At 64.2% G+C, this 18,597-nt stretch carries 17 protein-coding genes; 5 read left to right on the top strand and 12 right to left on the bottom strand.

Going from position 1 to position 18,597, the window contains the following annotated elements; genetic code table 11:
- Nucleotides 1-6 precede the first annotated feature (6 nt).
- The 9 genes from EJ070_RS23445 to cpaB form a co-directional block, all read right to left on the bottom strand.
- Entirely contained in the window at nucleotides 7-1,179 is a 1,173-nt protein-coding gene (locus tag EJ070_RS23445; RefSeq protein ID WP_126093470.1) for a GGDEF domain-containing protein, read from the bottom strand.
- Nucleotides 1,180-1,548: 369 nt separating this feature from the next.
- A complete protein-coding gene (locus EJ070_RS23440) occupies nucleotides 1,549-2,022 on the bottom strand; it encodes a hypothetical protein (protein ID WP_126093469.1) in 474 nt (157 codons plus the stop codon).
- Nucleotides 2,023-2,160: 138 nt separating this feature from the next.
- A complete protein-coding gene (locus EJ070_RS23435) occupies nucleotides 2,161-3,123 on the bottom strand; it encodes a type II secretion system F family protein (protein WP_126093468.1) in 963 nt (320 codons plus the stop codon).
- Between the two features lies 1 nt (nucleotide 3,124).
- On the bottom strand, nucleotides 3,125-4,090 hold the full coding sequence (locus EJ070_RS23430; RefSeq protein ID WP_126093467.1) for a type II secretion system F family protein: 966 nt from the start codon (nucleotides 4,088-4,090) through the stop codon (nucleotides 3,125-3,127).
- Between the two features lie 3 nt (nucleotides 4,091-4,093).
- Nucleotides 4,094-5,515 (bottom strand): CpaF family protein, encoded by a 1,422-nt coding sequence (locus EJ070_RS23425; protein WP_126093466.1) that lies wholly within the window; start codon nucleotides 5,513-5,515, stop codon nucleotides 4,094-4,096.
- Nucleotides 5,512-6,726, bottom strand: a complete 1,215-nt coding sequence (locus tag EJ070_RS23420; RefSeq protein ID WP_126093465.1) for a response regulator — start codon at nucleotides 6,724-6,726, stop codon at nucleotides 5,512-5,514. Before EJ070_RS23420 ends, EJ070_RS23425 begins: the two co-directional genes overlap by 4 nt.
- Before the next feature lie 13 nt (nucleotides 6,727-6,739).
- Nucleotides 6,740-7,015, bottom strand: coding sequence for a hypothetical protein (locus tag EJ070_RS23415; RefSeq protein ID WP_126093464.1), 276 nt, complete (start codon nucleotides 7,013-7,015; stop codon nucleotides 6,740-6,742).
- Nucleotides 7,016-7,019: 4 nt separating this feature from the next.
- Nucleotides 7,020-8,414, bottom strand: coding sequence for a type II and III secretion system protein family protein (locus tag EJ070_RS23410; protein ID WP_245464958.1), 1,395 nt, complete (start codon nucleotides 8,412-8,414; stop codon nucleotides 7,020-7,022).
- Nucleotides 8,415-8,496: 82 nt separating this feature from the next.
- A complete protein-coding gene (cpaB, locus tag EJ070_RS23405) occupies nucleotides 8,497-9,435 on the bottom strand; it encodes a Flp pilus assembly protein CpaB (protein WP_126093462.1) in 939 nt (312 codons plus the stop codon).
- 257 nt (nucleotides 9,436-9,692) lie between these two features.
- On the opposite strand from cpaB, the gene parE reads away from it, so the two are divergent.
- Nucleotides 9,693-11,747: a DNA topoisomerase IV subunit B gene (parE, locus tag EJ070_RS23400; RefSeq protein WP_126093461.1), complete on the top strand. Its 2,055-nt coding sequence runs from the start codon at nucleotides 9,693-9,695 to the stop codon at nucleotides 11,745-11,747.
- 43 nt (nucleotides 11,748-11,790) lie between these two features.
- Nucleotides 11,791-13,857 (top strand): FUSC family protein, encoded by a 2,067-nt coding sequence (locus tag EJ070_RS23395; protein WP_126093460.1) that lies wholly within the window; start codon nucleotides 11,791-11,793, stop codon nucleotides 13,855-13,857.
- 4 nt (nucleotides 13,858-13,861) lie between these two features.
- Here the strand turns inward: EJ070_RS23395 and EJ070_RS23390 are convergent, their stop codons facing one another.
- A complete protein-coding gene (locus tag EJ070_RS23390) occupies nucleotides 13,862-14,983 on the bottom strand; it encodes a DUF2336 domain-containing protein (protein ID WP_126093459.1) in 1,122 nt (373 codons plus the stop codon).
- A 152-nt stretch (nucleotides 14,984-15,135) separates the two neighbouring features.
- Between EJ070_RS23390 and EJ070_RS23385 the strand changes: the two genes are divergently transcribed.
- Nucleotides 15,136-15,588 carry a MaoC family dehydratase gene (locus tag EJ070_RS23385; protein WP_126093458.1) on the top strand — a complete coding sequence of 151 codons (453 nt, stop codon included), beginning with the start codon at nucleotides 15,136-15,138 and terminating at the stop codon, nucleotides 15,586-15,588.
- Complete coding sequence (locus EJ070_RS23380; protein WP_126093457.1) at nucleotides 15,588-16,469, top strand: CoA ester lyase; 882 nt, start codon at nucleotides 15,588-15,590, stop codon at nucleotides 16,467-16,469. Before EJ070_RS23385 ends, EJ070_RS23380 begins: the two co-directional genes overlap by 1 nt.
- A 12-nt stretch (nucleotides 16,470-16,481) precedes the next feature.
- On the opposite strand, the gene EJ070_RS23375 is transcribed toward EJ070_RS23380, so the two are convergent.
- Complete coding sequence (locus tag EJ070_RS23375) at nucleotides 16,482-17,156, bottom strand: isoprenylcysteine carboxylmethyltransferase family protein (protein ID WP_126093456.1); 675 nt, start codon at nucleotides 17,154-17,156, stop codon at nucleotides 16,482-16,484.
- Nucleotides 17,157-17,297: 141 nt separating this feature from the next.
- Between EJ070_RS23375 and EJ070_RS23370 the strand changes: the two genes are divergently transcribed.
- Nucleotides 17,298-18,035 carry a TetR/AcrR family transcriptional regulator gene (locus tag EJ070_RS23370; protein WP_126093455.1) on the top strand — a complete coding sequence of 246 codons (738 nt, stop codon included), beginning with the start codon at nucleotides 17,298-17,300 and terminating at the stop codon, nucleotides 18,033-18,035.
- Here the strand turns inward: EJ070_RS23370 and EJ070_RS23365 are convergent.
- Nucleotides 17,989-18,597: a flavin reductase family protein gene (locus EJ070_RS23365; RefSeq protein ID WP_126093454.1), complete on the bottom strand. Its 609-nt coding sequence runs from the start codon at nucleotides 18,595-18,597 to the stop codon at nucleotides 17,989-17,991. The two genes, EJ070_RS23370 and EJ070_RS23365, sit on opposite strands and share 47 nt — an antisense overlap.

Raw genomic sequence — 18,597 nt, 5'->3', positions numbered from 1 at the left:
CCAACGTCAGGCAGTTTTCAGGGCTGGCCCGGTATCGGGCTGGCCGGTCTCTTCCTGAACGACGACGCGATTCCTGCCGGCGCGCTTGGCAGCGTACAGCGCGGCATCGGCCTCAGCCAGCACCTCGTCCAGGGTTCGGCCGTCGGCGCCGCCAAATCCCATGCCGCCGCTGACGCTGCTGCGCAGCGGGCCGCGATGGGTCGGAACGATCTCGGTACCGAAAGCGACGCCGATCCTGCTTGCCATGTCATGCGCCTTTTCCGGTGTCATGCGCGATATGACGAGCGCGAATTCCTCGCCGCCCAGCCGGAAGGCGTCGACACCGGTCCTGCCGTATTTCTTGATCACGGCCGCGAAGCGGCAAAGGACCTGATCGCCGACAGGATGGCCAAAGACGTCGTTGGTCGTCTTGAAATGGTCGAGATCGAACATGGCGACCGCCATGAACGGACCGAAGCTGCGATCGCCGTAAAGCTCGTTGAGCGCTCGGCGGTTCATCAGGCCGGTCAGCGGATCGGTCATCGTCTCGGCCTTCAGCTCGATCTGCGCCTGCAGATGGTGCAGCGAAAGCGTGAGCGCCCCGAGGCCGGTCATGCAGGCAACCGCGACGACGGAGTTCAACTGCTCCGCCCAGTTGTCGGGCGCGGCGCCGAGAACCCATTGCCCCTGGACGAGCAGCACCAGGCCGCACAGCGCGAAGGACACGCCACAGGCGCCGCTCAGGAATGAAACGACGAGCAGGATCCGGCGGTCGTGATCCCCCTTCATCCAGAACATCGTTCCGATCGCGCCGAGCAGCGCCGTCACCGCCGAATAGGTGATGAGGAAGCCGATGCCGTCGAAACCGAGATAGGTGATGGCGGCGCAGGCGGCCATGGCCGCAAACGTCGGCACGATGGCGCGGCGGTAGTCCCGGAAACCGAGATATTGCATGGCCGAGAGGCAGATAACGAGAAAGCCGAACGTCAGCAGCGCAAGCACGACCTGGCAGAGCCAGGGGCTGGCGTCCTTGGTATAGCGCCAGAACAGGACGACATGGGCAACGAGCACGAGTATGCCGCAGGCGACCGTCAGGATGAAGCGCCCCCGCGGCGTGGTGAACCAGATCGCAAACATGGTGATGCTGAGGCATGTGCCCGACAGCGCCGCCGCGAGCAGGAGCGAACTGAAATCCAACATTGTTGAGCCGCAGCCTCCTGGAAATCGTCGGTAACGCTGCATTCTAGGTTAACGGCGGCCCGTTGATACCGTTTTTAGCTAACCTTTCGACCCAACCTTGGGACAAGGTTTACAAAGCATCCACTACTTCGCTTGACAGACGCGAAGACTAGAAATTTCTGGTTTATATTGAAACAGTTCTTTCCACGAGCGCGAGGCAATCCGTGCGAAAACGGCATTCGCCCGATGTTGTGCACCTGGTGAGCCGGCTGACAAGCGGGCCATCCGCCAGCTGGAAATTCCGCCCTGTCGCTTTGATTTCGTCAATCGACAGACAGGAAATTGCCCGGTGAATTCCGGCGCAACGATTCAATCCAAGCCCGACAGGCTCTAGCTCTTGTTCAGCAGTGCCAGATTGGCATCGACCACGGTCTGGTCGGCCATTCCGGCCTTTGCTTCGAGCAGCAGGGTCCTTGCCTTGTTCTTGTTGCCGCGCAGGAGCTGCGAATAGCCCATGTTGTTGACGATCTGCGGCTTGCGCCCGGCGACCCTCAGCAATTGGGCATAGGCGCGGTCGGCGAAGTCGAAGCGGCCGAGTTCGTCATAGGAGGCGGCAAGTCCCATCCAGGCTTCCGCATTGTCGGCCTTGAGCTCGACCGCCTTGCGGAAATGCTGTTCGGCAAGGCCGAAATTCGCCTCGCGGAACTGCGCCTTGCCCTCCGCCAGGTCGGCGGCGCTGACGTCCTTGGCCGTCGGCTGGATCGCGGTGGTCTTGGTCGTGTCGACGTTTGCGTTCGTCGTGCAGCCGGTGATCATCAAGACGGCCGCCAACGCCGCCGCTGCCGTGGGAAGTCCGTGACGCATGCCCCTGCCCCATCGCCCGATTTGCCGGGTCGTTCTTCAACAAGGACAATACAGCACAGCGATTAAGCTTCGGTGCCGAAATGCAGCTAAATTTCGGTTGCGTGCAAAGGATGCGTTAACCAGGTGCCGCTGACGGGCTCAGTGCGAAGTCAGCTTCACGACGATCGGGATAATGGCGACCATCAGCACCACCGGCAGGATGCAGACCGTCACCGGCACCGACATCTTGGCCGGCAAGGCGTGCGCCTTCTCCTCGGCAAGCGACATGCGCTTGTGGCGCATCTCGTCGGAAAAGACGCGCAGCGAGCCCGACAGGCTGGTGCCAAGCTCCTTCGACTGCTGCAACAGCGTTGCGAAGGAGCGCACCTCGTCGAGGCTGAGGCGGTCGGCGAGCGCCTTCAGCGCATCGTCGAGGCTGCGGCCGGCCCGGAGTTCCAGCGACACCAGTTGCAGGTTCTGGCTGAGCGACGGATAGGTCCTGGCGAGTTCCCTCGAAACGCGCTCGATTCCGGCCTCCATGCTCATGCCGGCATCGGAGCAGACGATCATCAGGTCCATGAAATCGGGAAAGCCGTTGCGGTACTCGCGCATCTTTTCCCGCACCTTCTGGGTCAGCACCAGGCCCGGCAGGAAATAGCCGGCCGCTCCCGACAGGATGATGAAAGTCCAGCGGCTGGTCATGGTCGACTCGGCGCTGGCCGCCCAATGGTTGATCAGGAACGTGGAAAATGCCACGCCAACCAGAGCGGCAAAACGGATCAGGAAGAACATGCCGACGGCGCGTGGTTCCATGTAACCGGCCTGGATGAGCTTCAGGCGCAGCCGCGCGACGTTTTCCGGATCGCTCTTGGCGTAGAACTCCTGCGCCCGCCTCACCGCCTTCTCGTGCACGGCGCTGGTGTTCTTCCTGGGCGCCGGCTCCGCCTGCTCGACCGGTTCAGCCACCTCGACCTTCAGGCGGCGCTTGACCTCATTGCGATCGCCCTTGGCGACGACCAGCGGCCAGGCCATCGCGCCTCCGCCCAATACCAGCAGCAGCACCGCCACCGGCAGCGGCGAGGTCGGCGCGAGCGAGGCGAGGAAGCTAATGATGTCTTCCATCTCAGAACCTGAAATTCGACATCTTGAACATGATGGCGTTGCCGAGCAGCAGCCATAGGATGGAGCCGCCAAGCATGTACCAGGTTTTCGGTATCCCCCATACTTCCCGGTAGAACTGCGGCATGAGCGCCATGATGGCGGTGAACAAAAGCACCGGCACGGCGGTCAGGATATAGGCCGACATGCGGCCTTCGGTCGAAATGGCGCGCACCTTGCGTCGCAGCTTGCCGCGCTCGCGGATGGTCGACGACAGCCCGTCCAGAATCTCGCGCAGATTGCCGCCCGAACTGCTCTGGATCGACACGGCGGTGACGAACAGCGGCAGGTCCTCATGGCCGACCCGGTCGAACAGGTTGTTGAGCGCCGAAACCAGGTCGGAGCCGTAAGTCACCTCGTCGGCGACGACGCCGAACTCGGTGCCGATCGGATCGGCCATCTCACGCGCCACCATCGCAATCGCCACCGGCACCGGGTGGCCGGCCTTGAGGCCGCGCGTGATCAGCTCCAGCGCTTCCGGCAGTTGCAAACCGAAGCGCTTATGCCGGCGCTTGCGCAGAAAACGCATCGCCATCACCGGCAAGACCGGCAACAGCACCAGGAACAAGCCCAGGCCGAACAGCAAAGGCAGGCCGTACCAGACTGCGACAAGCGCCAGCGCGAACGCTATCCCCGACGTGATCATGAGGAATTTGGGCAGCGGCATGATCATGCCGGATTGCGTCCGCAAGGCGCGAAAACGATCGAGCGAGAACAGGGACCTGCCGCCTTCGACGCCGCGCTCCTTGCGCAGTTGGATCAGCACCTGCTCCTGGCTGATCTTGTTCTCCGCCAGCTTCATGCGGCGGTTGATCGCCGTGCGCTTGTCGCTGCGGCCGGCATAGAGGAGGTAGCAGCCTTCGGCGATCATGATGCCGGTGAGCGCTGCCGCGGCGTAGACGGCGTAGATCGGGCTGAACCCTTCGAACACCGGCTACTCCTGCGGCCGGCCGGGTTCGAAATATTTGCCCGGAAATTCGATGCCCATGTTGCGCAGGTCTTCGAGGAAGCGCGGGCGGATACCCGTCGCCTCGAAATGGCCGACGATCTTGCCGTCCGCCTCCATGCCGGTGCGCACGAAGCGGAATATCTCCTGCATCTGGATGACGTCGCCTTCCATGCCCGTCACCTCGGCGACGCTGGTCACCTTGCGCTTGCCGTCGGACAGGCGCGTCAGTTGCACGATGATGTCGAGCGCGCTGGCGATTTGACTGCGGATCGACTGCACGGTCATCGGCATGCCGGTCATGCCGAGCATCTGTTCGAGGCGCGAGATGGCGTCGCGCGGCGTGTTGGCATGGATGGTCGCCATCGAGCCTTCGTGGCCGGTGTTCATCGCCTGCAGCATGTCGAAAGCCTCCTCGCCGCGGCATTCGCCGAGGATGACGCGGTCGGGACGCATGCGCAGCGCGTTTTTGACCAGGTCGCGCTGCTTCAGCTCGCCATGGCCTTCGATGTTTGCCGGGCGCGTTTCCATGCGCGCGACATGCGGCTGCTGCAATTGCAGCTCGGCGGCATCCTCGATGGTGATCAGGCGCTCGTCCTCGGGGATGAAGGCCGACAGGGCGTTGAGCATCGTCGTCTTGCCGGTGCCGGTGCCGCCCGAGATGATGGTGGTCTTGCGGGCATGCACGGCCGCCGCCAGCACCTCGGCCATGTTCTGGGTGATGGCGCCGAATTCGACCAGCTTGTGCAGGCCGAGCTTGTTCTTGGAGAATTTGCGGATCGACACCAGCGGCCCGTCGACGCCGACCGGCCGAATGGCGGCGTTGAAGCGCGAACCGTCGAGCATGCGGGCGTCGACCATCGGCTGCGATTCATCGACGCGGCGGCCGACGGCGGCAACGATTTTGTTAATGATCCGAAGCAGATGCGCCTCGTCCTTGAACGGGATGTGAACCTGCTGCAGCTTGCCGCGCCTTTCGACGAAGCAGTTCTGATGGCCGTTGATCAGGATGTCGTTGATCTCCGGATCCTTGAGCAGCGGCTCCAATGGGCCGAGGCCGACCATCTCGTCGACGATATCGTCGACCAGCGCGTCGAGCTCGGCGGTGTTGATCGCCATCCGCTCCTCGCGCGTCTTTTCGGAGACGAATTCATGCACCTGGCGGCGCATCTCATCCTTCGGCAAACGCTCCAGCGCGACGAGGTTGATCTCCTCGAGCAGCATGCGGTGGATGCGCACCCTTGCGTCGAGCACCTTGTTGGCGCTCTTTCCAGGCGCGGCGTCCGGCTTCGGCGCGACCGGCTTGCGGGTCGTCGGAATGACAACGGCATGGTGCGCGACGGGCGCCGGTTCGGGCGGCCGCTGCGGACGGACGTCGCGGTTCTGCAGGTTGGAGAAGCGGCTGCTCATCCGGCTTTCCTCTTCAGCAAGCCTTTGCCGAGGCCGAAAAGCGACTTCGATTTCGCCGTCGTCGTGACCGCCTCCTCCGGCAGGATGATCTTCTTCAGGTCGTTGACGACATTGGCGTTAGGATCGATATCATGCAGCGGCACGCCGCGGTCGACGGCCTCGCGCACCAGCCGGTAATTGTTGGAGATGCCGCCGACAAAATGCTCGCCGAGAATATCCTGGACGTCGGCCTGCTTGATGCCGTTGTCGAACATCTTCTGCTCGAAGCGATTGACGATGACGTTGGGCTTCACTTCCTTGCCGGCCGTCTCGTAGATGGCCTGGATAAGGCGCTGCGTGTGGCGCAGGCAAGGCACGGTCATCTCGGCCACGATATAGAGCTTGTTGGAGCCGAGCAGCACCGTCTCGGTCCACGGAAACCAGGTGCGCGGCATATCGATGACGACATTGTCGAAATAGGCCGAGACGAGGTCGAGCATGCGCACCACGACGTCGGTCTTGAAAGACCGCATTTCCGACGGACGCGTCGGCGCGGCGAGCACACAAAGCCCGCTTCGATGTTTGGACAGCATCACGTCCAGCAACTGCCGGTCGAGGCGCTCGGGCTGGTTCTCGATTTCGGTGATGTCGAAACGCGGCTCGAGGTCGAGATATTCGGCGCAGGCACCCTGCTGGAAATTGAGGTCGACCACGCAGGTCGAGGCGCCGCGCGTCACCGAATGATGCAGCTGGAAGGCGGTCTGGAGCGCAAGCGTGGTGGTGCCGACGCCTCCGGCGGCCGGCATGAAGGTGTATATCTGCGACTCGCTGTTTTCCTCCCGCCCCGGCCCCTGCAACGCGCGGATGACGGAACGCACCAGATCGGCGGTGGTGATCGGCTTGACCAGGAAGTCGGCGACCTTGAGCTGCACCAGGATGCGCACCGCCGCGGCATTGAACTCCTGCGTGACGACGATCACCGGAACGCGGCCTTCCAGCCGGCGCATGATACGCTGCAGCGACTCGATCTCCTCGAGCTTGGCGGCGTCCATGTCGACGATGACGGCGCCGAAGTCGGTTTCCTGGACCTCGCCACGCAGCTCGTTGACGCTTTTCTCCACCGTCAAAAGCTCGATGACCTCGGAGGCCGCGAAAGCTGTTCGCGTATCCTGCGAAAACGCCCGGTCGGTGGAAACGAGCAGGATCTTCCTGGTGTTGGTGCCCGATGCCATGGTCTTCAGCCCGTCAGTTCGATGCCGTTGATGCTGATGTCGTTGGTGCCGACCCCGAACCGGCTTTCGCGCCCGCGGCACTGGTCGAGGAACTCGCGCTCTGCGCCGGAACCAGAAGCCTGGTGTTCTGGACGCCGTACTGCCAGGGGTCGACCATCTGCATGACCGTGTTGGACGCCTGGGCGTTGCCGGCCGCCGGCGTCACGCCTTCAGTGCGCACGTAGTCGTCGCTGGTGCACCCGGCGAGGGCGCCGGCGAGCAGCAAGGCGATGCAAGGAGCCAGACGCATGGGCTCAATCCTTCGGCAGATCGAGGAAGTGACCGGACGTCGTGGCGGCCACCGGGCGGGCTGCACTGCCGTCGGCCAGCGCCACGGGGCGCTTGGGCGCCGAGGCATTCACTTCCTCGGTGTTGTTCAGGAAGTAGTCGACATTGCTTGCCGGCCGCGTCCCGTCGGTCGGCTCGACCATCTTCTTCGACGGATCGACCGGCTTGACCAGGTAAGGCGTGACGATGATCACCAGGTCGGTCTCGCGCCGCTGATAGGATTTCGAGGAGAACAGCGGACCGAGCACCGGCAGCTTGCCGAGCCCCGGCAGGCGCGAGGTGGTGATGTCGTTCTGCGACTGCAAAAGGCCGGCGATCATGAAGCTCTGGCCATTCTTCAGGTCGACCGAGGTCTTGGCCCGGCGCACGATGAAGGCCGGGATGGAAATGCCGCTGCTGACCTCGATGGAGGCAGAAGTGTCGATCGAGGATACTTCCGGCGCGATGTCGAGGCTGACCAGCCCGTCCTTGAGAACGGTCGGCGTGAAATCCAGGCCGACGCCGTATTTCTTGTAGGTGACACTGATCTTGCCGTTGTCTTCGGAAACCGGGATCGGGAACTCACCGCCGGCAAGGAAGCTCGCCGTTTGGCCGGAGCGCGCGATCAGGTTCGGTTCGGCCAGCCGTCGAGCCAGGCCGCGCTCTTCCAGCGCCTTGATGGCGATGTCGATCGAGACGCCGTTGGAGAGCAGCCGACCGATGATCTCGCCGGTTCCCGCCCCCGTTATCTCCCCCGGATCGATGACGACGTCGCGACCGCCCATGCCGAAGGCAAAGTTGGCGCCGTATTTGGCACCGAGATCCTGTCCCGCCTGGCGGTTGATCTCGACGAAGCGGACATTGAGCTGAACCTGCTGCGAGGAGGAGATATTGACCGAGTTGATCACTTCCTCGTTGCCGGAGAAACGCGACGCGATCTTGCTCGCCTTCTCGGCCGCAACCGCATCGTCGGCCTCGCCCGACAGCACCACGCGGCCATTGGCCGATCCGACCTTGATCTTGGCATCCGGCACGCTGGCGCGGATGGTGCTCGCGAGTTGGTCGGTATCCAGCGTCACCTCGATATCGATGGTGCCGACGAGGTGCTTGTCCTGGTCGAAGAGGGCAATGCCGGTGGTGCCCAGATTGTTGCCCAGCACATAGAAGGATTTGTCGGTCAGCGGGTTGACGTTGGCGATCTCCGGATCGCCGATGACGATCTGGTAGAAGGCGGCGCTCGTCATGATCGTCTTCGGCTTGCCCTTGGCGACTTTGATCGAGGCGTTCTTGGTCGCCGACACGTAGACGACGTCATTGTTCGCCTGGGCCGGCGCCCCGAAGGCAAGCATTCCGGCGGCTGCCAGGAAGGCGCCCGCCGCCATTGCACGCAGAAGGCGCAGCCCTCTCGTCGTCCGTTCTTTGTTCAACACAGGCATTGTCCCGTCCCCGACCGGTCCCCACCGGCTATTGTTCTTGTTCCTTGGAAGGAACGACGTCTCCCTCGGCTTGCTTGGTAGGAACCTTGTATTCCTCGACCTGCGTGCCGCGCGACACGATCACCGTCTTGAACTTTGGCTCCTCCGGCTCCTTCGCCACCGCATTGGCCAGCGAGGCGGCGCTTGCCTCTGCGCTCGCGGCAACCGAGCCGCCGAAGGAGGAGATGGTGGTGAGCCCATTGTTGCCGGCGCTGGCGTCGGCGGCGGACCGCAAAGACAGCGACAAGGTGCCGACGGTGCGGGCGAGCGCGACTTTCTGCGCCCCTTCGTTCGTCACCTCGAGGGTCACGGAATTGGCGACCTGCGGCTCGGTCTTGCGCTCGTCCGCGCCCTGCCCGACGGACAGCACCTTGGCGTCCGAGACGACGATTTCGGATGTGACCGTCGAGCCGGATGCCCCTTGAGCATTCTTGGCCACTTCCTGGATTTCGCCGGCATCGCGCGTCAGCACGACGTCGACCCGGTCGCCCGGCGTGATGAAGCCGCCGACGCCGGCGATCTCGTCGGTGCGGATGGTCACCGCCCGCATGCCGGGCGAGAGCATGTTGGAAAGCGTCGCGCGGCCGTTCGGTCCCGACAGCTTGGCAAGCAGCACCGGCTCGTTGACTTCGATCGGCGACAGCACGACTCGGCTGCCTTCGGCAAGCAGCTTGTCGATGGTCGAGAAGGCGCCCTGCGGCAGCGAATCCTGCGGCCACGGAATTTCGGCGAGCGCGGACCGTCCGAGTTCCGTGCCGTAGCGCAGCGGCGCGCTCGCCACCACGATGGTCTTGAACTCGACCTTGGGCTCTTGCGGCACCGCGACCGATGCCACCTTCTGCTCGGAGGAGGCCCTCGCCTGGCTTTTGACCCAGAAGTCCGCGGCAAAGATCGAGATCGCGCCGAAAACGGCGGCGATGCCGATCATGGTTATGGCCCTGCCCCTCACAACGAAAACCCCTGACGCCCCGCGGTCTTTTGCTTGTTGACGCCCACGGTAACCATCATTGTTAAAGAATCAGGAATCCCGGGAGGCGCGGGCCGCCCTATTTCCGGCGGCTTGGTTATCGAATGGTTTTAGAATAAGAGAGACTTTGATCCCTGAACGGAACAGGAACCTCGTTCGCCCGCCAAAAGCGTGGCAGTATCGAGGAGTGATTCGCAGTACCGGACTTAATGGCCAGCATGGACGACAACAGCGATCTTTTCGGCAATCGGGAAAAGCAGCCGCAGCAAGTGCGCGCACCGTCGCGCCCGGCTGATCCGCTGGTTCAGGCGGCAAAGCGCTCGACCGCCGCCCGCGACGGCAGCGAAGGCTACAGCGCAGCCGACATCGAGGTGCTGGAGGGGCTGGAGCCGGTGCGGCGGCGGCCCGGCATGTATATCGGCGGCACCGACGACAAGGCGATGCACCATCTGTTCGCCGAGGTCATCGACAACTCGATGGACGAGGCCGTCGCCGGTTATGCCACCTTCATCGACGTCGAGCTTTCGGCCGACGGCTTCCTGACCGTCACCGACAATGGCCGCGGCATCCCGATCGATCCGCATCCCAAATTCAAGAAGCCGGCGCTCGAAGTCATCATGACGACGCTGCACTCGGGCGGCAAGTTCGACTCCAAGGTCTACGAGACCTCCGGCGGGCTGCATGGCGTCGGCGTTTCGGTCGTCAATGCGCTGTCCGATCACCTCGAGGTCGAAGTCGCGCGGGGCCGGCAGCTCTACCGGCAGAGATTCTCGCGCGGCATTCCGGTAAGCGGGCTGGAGCAGCTCGGCGAGGTGCACAATCGCCGCGGCACCAGGACGCGTTTCCATCCCGATGAGCAGATCTTCGGCAAGGGCGCAGCCTTCGAGCCGGCGCGGCTCTACCGCATGACGCGCTCGAAAGCCTATCTGTTCGGCGGCGTCGAGATTCGCTGGACCTGCGATCCTTCGCTGATCAAGGAGAAGGACCAGACGCCGGCTAAGGCCGAATTCCATTTCCCCGGCGGCCTGAAGGATTATCTCAAGGCCACGCTCGGCGACGAGTTCCAGGTCACGCGCGAGGTCTTCGCGGGAAAAAGCGACAAGCAAGGCGGCCACGGCTCGCTGGAATGGGCGGTGACCTGGTTCGGCGGTGACGGCTTCCTCAACTCCTACTGCAACACGATTCCCACCGGCGAAGGCGGTACGCACGAGGCCGGCCTCCGCAACGTGCTGACGCGCGGTCTTCGCGCCTATGCCGACCTGATCGGCAACAAGCGCGCCTCGATCATCACCACCGAAGACGTCATGATCTCGGCCGCCGGCATGCTGTCGGTATTCATCCGCGAGCCGGAATTCGTCGGCCAGACCAAGGACAGGCTGGCGACGATCGAGGCGATGCGCATCGTCGAGACCGCCATCCGCGACCCGTTCGATCATTGGCTGGCCGACAACCCGCAGGAAGCCTCGAAGCTTCTCGAATGGGTGATCGCGCGCGCCGACGAGCGGGTGCGCCGGCGCCAGGAAAAGGAAGTCTCGCGCAAGAGCGCGGTGCGCAAGCTGCGGCTGCCCGGCAAGCTCGCCGACTGTACGCAGAACGCCGCCGCCGGCGCCGAGCTCTTCATCGTCGAAGGCGACTCGGCCGGCGGCTCGGCCAAGCAGGCGCGCGATCGTGCCAGCCAGGCGGTGCTGCCGCTGCGCGGCAAGATCCTCAACGTCGCCAGCGCCGGCAACGACAAGCTTGCGGCCAACCAGCAGATCTCCGACCTGATCCAGGCGCTCGGCTGCGGCACGCGCACGAAATACCGCGACGAGGACCTGCGCTACGACCGCGTGATCATCATGACAGACGCCGATGTCGACGGCGCGCATATCGCCTCGCTGCTGATCACCTTCTTCTACCAGGAGATGCCGAACCTCGTCCGCGGCGGCCATCTCTATATGGCCGTGCCGCCGCTCTATTCGATCCGGCAGGGCGGCAAGGTGGCCTATGCCCGCGACGACGCGCACAAGGACGAGCTGCTGCGCACCGAATTCACCGGGCGCGGCAAGGTCGAGATCGGCCGCTTCAAAGGGCTTGGCGAGATGATGGCCTCGCAGCTCAAGGAGACCACGATGGATCCGAGGAAGCGCACGCTGCTCAGGGTCGACGTGAGCGAAGCCGAGGCGGCGACCAAGGATACCGTCGACGCGCTGATGGGCACCAAGCCTGAAGCGCGCTTCCGCTTCATCCAGGAACGCGCCGAGTTCGCCGAAGCCGACGTGCTGGATATCTGAACGCGGACTGGTCCATAACAGGCTCCGATACGGAGACTTTGATGTGGCCTGGACGCGGCTGAAAGAGTTTGTCGAGATACCGCTGAACGGCCTGACCCAGCCGACGCGCTCGGACTGGATTTTTGCCCTGCGCACGGTTTCGGCCGGGCTGATCGCGCTGCTTGCCGCCTACGCCCTCAACCTCGATCATCCGCAATGGGCGATGATGACGGTCTTCATCGTCGCCCAGCCGGTCGCCGGCATGGTGCTGGCCAAGGGCTTCTACCGGCTGCTCGGAACGCTGGCCGGCGGCCTGGCCGCAATCGGCATCACATCGCTGTTCGGCACCAATCCCTGGGTGCTGGTGACGGCGCTGGCGGTGTGGATCTGCATCTGCACGCTCGTCTCCTCGCTGCTGCGCAATCCGGAGGCCTATGGTGCGGCCCTTGCCGGCTATACGGCGATGATCATCAGCCTGCCGGCGTTCGGGCAGCCGCATCTCGTTGTCGATCTCGCCATCGCGCGCTGCGCCGAAATCGTGCTCGGCATCGTCTGCGCCGGCGTCACCAGCCGGCTGATCCTGCCGAAGCTGGCGGCGGACGCCATCATATCGAGACTGAAGCGCAGCATTCTCGATCTCGCGGACTATGCCGGAGGCGCCTTTTCCGGCGGCGACCCGGCTAGCCTTGCCGCGCTGCAGCGCAAGCTGATCACCGATGCCCAGACGCTTGCCGAGATGCGCACCTATGCGCGGCTGGAGGCGCCGAGCTTCGCCCCGCGCGCCCATCCGGTGCGGCGCACGATCGGGCAGCTTCTGTGGGCGCTCTCGGCGGCACGTGCGCTGCATACCCATGCCGCGCCGAAAAACGCGACGCTCATCCCCGTGCGCAGCGACTTGCAGGCTTTCGTCGGCGACCTGTCGGAAACGCCCGGCGCGCTTGACGATACCGGCCCCTGGGTTGCCCGGCTCGACGCGATCGCGGTCAAGGCGCGGGACGCGCCGGCCACGCCCACCGAACCCGGCGAAGACCGGGTCGGCACCCTCACCCGCCTCACCATCGCCGCCGATTTCGCGGAGGCACTGAAGCAGGTGATGCGTGGCCTGGACGCGCTTCGCTCGCCGGTCTCCGGGCCTTCCCGCGACCGGCGGCAGCCGGCGCTGGTGGTGCATCGCGACTATCACGCCGCCTGGCGCAACGCCGTGCGCGCCGCTCTCGCCACGCTCCTGGTGGCGGCCTTCTGGCTGACGACCAAATGGTCTGAGGCAGCCGGCACCGTCATCCTCGTTGCCGTCGTCTCCAGCCTGTTCGCAGCACGTCCCGATCCGGTCCAGTCCGCCTGGGGCTTCTTCACGGGAACGCTGCTGGCACTGCCCTTCGCCTTCCTCGTCGGCCAGGTCGCCCTGCCGGCGCTGCCCGGCTTCGGCTGGTTCACGCTCTTTGTCGTGCCGATCCTGGTGCCGGCGGCGCTCGGCATGGCCAATCCGCGCCATGTCGGCGTCGCCACCGCCTTCGCCATCAACTTCCTCGCTTTCCTCAGCCCGCACCAGCTGATGACCTATGATCCCGGCCCGTTTTTTGCCGGATCGGCATCGATCCTGGTCGGCATCCTGATTGCCATCGGCGTCTTCATCGTCGTGCTGCCGGCAAATCCCTGGGTCACCGTCGAGCGCATCTCGCAGGCGATGCGAGAGGACCTGGCGCGCCTTTGCCTGCACGAGCGCATCCCCCGGCGTTCGGCCTTCGAGAGCCTTGCCTATGACCGCATCAACCAGTTGATGCCGCAATTGCAACGGACAGGCAGGAAGGGTGATCCCATTCTGGGCGGCAGCATCGCCGTCGTCACCGTCGGGCTCGAAGTGCTGCGGCTGCGCGGCGCACAGGTGAATTCCGCCATGCCGCATGAGACGGTGGAATCGATCGCCAACTTCCTGCGCGGCCTGGCGCGGGAACTGCTGTTCAGGAGACATGGCGAACCGCAGACATCGACCGTCGCCGTGGCGAGACAATATGCGGCCGGCATCGCCGATCGCAGCGACCGGCCCGAAATGCTGCAGATCGCGGCCTCGCTGCGCATCATCGCCGCGGCGATGGAGGATTATCCGGATTTTTTCGCAAGGGGCCGAGGCTGACGCCTCATGCCGCTGCAATCGCCAGCGCGTGCCCGCGCGCGTTCTCTCGCAGCGCATCGAGGTGGATCGACTTCACTAGCCCGGCGAGATCGCCCTCGGCCGATTGCCCGCCGAGCTCCTTCAGCATCAGCCAGCTCACCTCCTGCACGCCGGCGACGCGCTTGCCATTGGCGACCTCGCGCCAGACCTTCAGCGCCCGCAGGATGATGCCATGCGTGGCGGCGGCGAGGCCGGCGCTGCGGAACAGCGCCTGCAGCGCCACGTCATGCCCGCCGGCCAAAAGTGCCCTCACCCGATGCTCGGATTGCTGGGCGAGCGCCACCAGCGCTGAGCCGAAGAAGTCGACCTTGCCATGCGCGATGGTGCGGATGATGAAGCCTGCGGTGAGATCGCCGCGCAGCCTCAGATGCTCGATCAGCGCGGCATGCTCCTCGGCGCGCGTGCCCTCGATCAATGTGACCGAAGCCTTCACGCAGGCATCGCGCATCACACGATCGGCGCGAGCGGCGCCCATCAATGCCAGCACCAGCGGCGAACCCTTCAGCGTCTCGCCAAGCTTGACCAAAAGCGTGTGCCTGCAATCGGCGGGAAGACGCGCGTCGGCGATCAGCGCCTCGCGCACAAGCGGCAGGTGACCGTGCCGCTCGGCCATGCGGCGGAAGCTCAGCGACGCGATGTGGGCGCCGCTGTTGGCGATCAGCGTGGCGCAGGCTTCCGGCTCGCCGATCTCGGCGATAGCGGCGGCAAGCGACATCGAGACGACCGGACGGTTGGCTATCAGCTTCTGGGTGGCTTTCTGGCCGCAAGCGACGCGGTCGATGAGATCGGCATCGGTAAGCAAAGGCGAACGCGCCAGCACCACTGCCGCCACTTCCGGCTGGTCGGAGGCGAGTGCTGCGATCACCTGCGGCGGCGCGTGGTGGCTCATCGACAGCGCTTCGGCGAGCGCCTGGCGGACCTTGGCGGAGACGTCGTCGAGCAGCAGTGTGAGCGCTGCCTCAGCCGCGCAGCGATCCTCGAACGGCAGGTCGGAATTGATATAGGCGCGGGCCAGCGCGCTCGCGGCTGCGGCTCGCTCGGAAACCCGCGCCGTATCGATCCATTTCAGAAAATGCGAAACAATCATGCCGACCAGCTACGCCCTTGCCGGAACGTTCCCGGCCCCGCTGGGAACGTTAGGCTGGAAATGGTTTACGAACGGTTCACCATGTTTCTTAACCGGCTTGATGGAGCCGCGACCAACGCCTATCAAGCAAGGATAAGCAGAGGAGATCGACAATGGCCGGGCTTTATCTGGAGGAGTTCGTCGTCGGCCATGTCTTCCGGCACACGCTGCGCAAGACCGTCACCGAAAGCGACAACATGCTGTTTTCGGTGATGACGCTGAACCCGCAGCCCCTGCATATCGATTTCGACTTCGCCGCCAAAAGCGAATGGGGCAAGCCGCTGGTCAATTCGCTGTTCACGCTCGGCCTGATGATCGGCATCTCGGTGAACGACATCACCGTCGGCACCACCGTCGCCAATCTCGGTATGAAGGAAACGGTGTTTCCGCATCCGGTTTTCCACGGCGACACGATCCGGGTCGAGACCACGGTCGTTTCGGTGCGCGGCTCGAAATCGAAGCCCGATCGCGGCATCGTCGAGTTCGAGCATCGCGCCTACAATCAGGCTGACGTTCTCGTCGCCAAATGTACGAGGCAGGCGATGATGATGAAGAAGGCAGCCTGATGCGCTCGCTGCTCTTCGTGCCCGGCGATTCCGAGCGCAAGCTGGAAAAGGGCCTTGGCGCCGGCGCCGACGTGGTCATCGTCGATCTCGAGGATTCCGTCGCCGCCGCCAACAAGGCAGCGGCACGCGCGGTTGCGGCGAGCTTCATCGCTAGCCGCCGGCAGCACATCAACTCCGCCATCTATGTGCGCGTCAACGACCTCTCGACCGGTCTGACCGACGACGACCTCGCGGCACTTGTTCCCGTAAAACCCGACGGCATCATGCTGCCGAAGTCGAACAGCGGACAGGATGTCCAGCAACTCGCCGCCAAGCTTCGGGTGCACGAAGCCGAGAACGGGTTGCCGGACGGCGGCATAAAAATCCTGCCGATCATCACCGAAACGGCGGCCGGCGTGCTGGCGGCGGCGAGCTATGCCGGAGCAAGCGCAAGGCTTGCCGGCCTGACCTGGGGCGCTGAGGACTTGTCGGCGGCGATCGGCGCGCGCTCGGCGCGTGACGAGAGCGGCCGCTACACCGACGTCTTCCGCCTGGCGCGCACGATGACCATCCTGGCCGCCGGCGCGGCCGAGGTCGCGGCGATCGATACGGTCTTTCCGGATTTTCGCGACATGGCTGCCTTCGAAGCCGAATGCCGCGAGGCCGAGCGCGACGGTTTTGCCGGCAAGATGGCGATCCATCCGGCGCAGGTGCCCGTCATCAACGCCGCCTTCACGCCGTCGGCGGAGGCGGTCGAGCGATCGCAGGCGATCGTCGCTGCCTTCGCAGCGGCGGGAAATCCCGGCGTGGTCGGCATCGACGGCAAGATGTACGACCGGCCGCATCTCAGACTGGCCGAACGGCTGCTGGCCCGCGCCAGGGCGGCGGGAATATCCGGCTGAATCCGGAGTCCGCTACCAGACCAAAGGGATCAGCCGGTAGCGAACAGCCGCAGCATAGTCATCATATCCGCGCAGGCCGGCGCGCAGCGCTTTTTCTTCGATGAAGGTGCGGATGGCGAGCAGCACGATGAAGACGAGCACCGATGCCAATCCCCACCAGGATCCGAGCAGCAGCGCGGTGCCGGCGAAATAGAGTATGGCGCCGGCATACATCGGGTGGCGGACGTAGCTGTAGGGGCCGGTGGTGATGACGCGTTGCCCGCGCTCGTCCTGGATCTTCACGACTGGCGCCGCGAAGCTGTTTTCGAGCATCGTCAGATAGCAGATCCAGATGCCGACAAGCAGGACCAGCGCGCCGATCGCTTGCACCCATACGGGAACCGCCGACCAGCCGAAACGAACATCCAACCCCATCAGCGCCAGCCAGCCGAAGATGCCGAGCAGCAATATGCTCAGCAATATCTTATCGGCCGCGGACTGGGTCTTCTGGATCGGAAGGCGGAGGCGCTCATTCATCAGACCCGGATCGCGCCGGGCGAGCGCCACACCCATGGTAAGGCTTAGGCCGACCATCACGACTATGTAGACCCAGGCTGCGGCCCAGTGCAGCGTACCTGCCGACCCAAACATCAGTGCGCCCATGACGCCGAACCACACGAATGTCTGGAGAACCAATTTCGCGATCATGACCAACCTTCCGTGACATGCCCCACGCTATTGGCCATATTAGACCAGCGGTCTATTATACCGACCGATGGTCTATTCTCAAGTCTTATCGACGTTCAGGCATCTGGACGGGAACGGTCGCGACGTGCAGAAGGTTTCGCTATGCCACGCATCATCAAGCATCCGGAACTCAGGCGAGAAGAACTGCTGAACCATGCCCAGGCCCTGTTCCTGGCGCATGGCTACGACAAGGCGAGCCTCAATGACGTGATTGCCGCCGCCGGCATCTCGAAAGGCGCCTTCTATCACTACTTCCCCTCCAAGGAGGCGCTGCTTGAAGCGCTGGCCGAGCGCTTCGCGAGACAGGCGCTGGCAGGTGTCCAGGACGTACTCGCCGATCCGGCGCTCGATCCGCTCGGGCGCCTCAATGCCCTGCTCGCAAAGTCGCGGCAGGCCAAGATCGAGACCGCGGCGGAAGCCTGGGCGCTTTTCGAGACGTTGTTCCGGCCTGAAAACCTGGTGCTGTTCCACCGCATCAATCTGGCGGCCAGCGCGTCGTTCTCGCCCGTGCTTGTCGAGATCATCCGGCAAGGCGTCGAGGACGGCACGTTCCGAACATTCGACCCGGAAGGCGTTGCCGACATCGTCATGCAGTTCGGCATGGCCACGCACGACGTCATCGCCAAGGCGTTCGCCAGCGGCAGCGATGCCGACTTGGAAATAGCGATCGAAGCCCTGGAGAGGCGCGTCAGGCTCTACGAGATCGCGCTCGACCGCATCCTCGGGCTGCCTGACGGCAGCATCCGCATCGGCGAACCGGGCTATGTGCGCGCCGTGATGACGGCAAGGCGCTCTAATCCTTCCCCCAGCGCGGCCGCCGCATCGAGAAAATCTCGTTGACGCTGGCATAGTCCATATAGCCGAGCCGGGCGACATTGCCGGCCCTGACGATGTCGAACTGGCCGTCCTTGAGATAGGCATCGTCGATATGGACGCCGACGACCTCGCCGGCGACGACGACGGCGCTGGTTTGCGTGCCGTCCAACGCCCGCGGACGAAGGATTTCCGTCACCTTGCATTCCAGAGCCGCCGGCGCTTCCGCCACACGCGGCGGCGCGACCAGGCGCGACGGCGCCATGGCGAGATCGGCGTACGCGAACTCGCTGACGCCGCGCGGCGCATCGACGGCCGTGCGGTTCATCTTCTCTGCCAGCTCACGGCTGACGAGATTGGCGACGAATTCGCCGGTCTCTTCAGCGAAGGTGGCGCTGTCCTTCGCGCCTTCGGATGAGAACCAGACAATGAAGGGTCGCGTCGAAAACGCATTGAAGAACGAATAGGGCGCGAGGTTGATCTCGCCGGCCTTGTTCAATGTCGATATCCATCCGATGGGGCGGGGCGCCACGATCGCCTTCGACGGATCGTGCGGCAGGCCATGCCCCTTCGAAGGCTCGTAGAACAT

It is taken from the genome of Mesorhizobium sp. M1E.F.Ca.ET.045.02.1.1 (assembly GCF_003952485.1).
GTDB lineage: Bacteria > Pseudomonadota > Alphaproteobacteria > Rhizobiales > Rhizobiaceae > Mesorhizobium.
The sequence above is the reverse complement of the archived record's forward strand: the minus strand, read 5'-3'. Positions and strand labels throughout refer to the sequence as shown.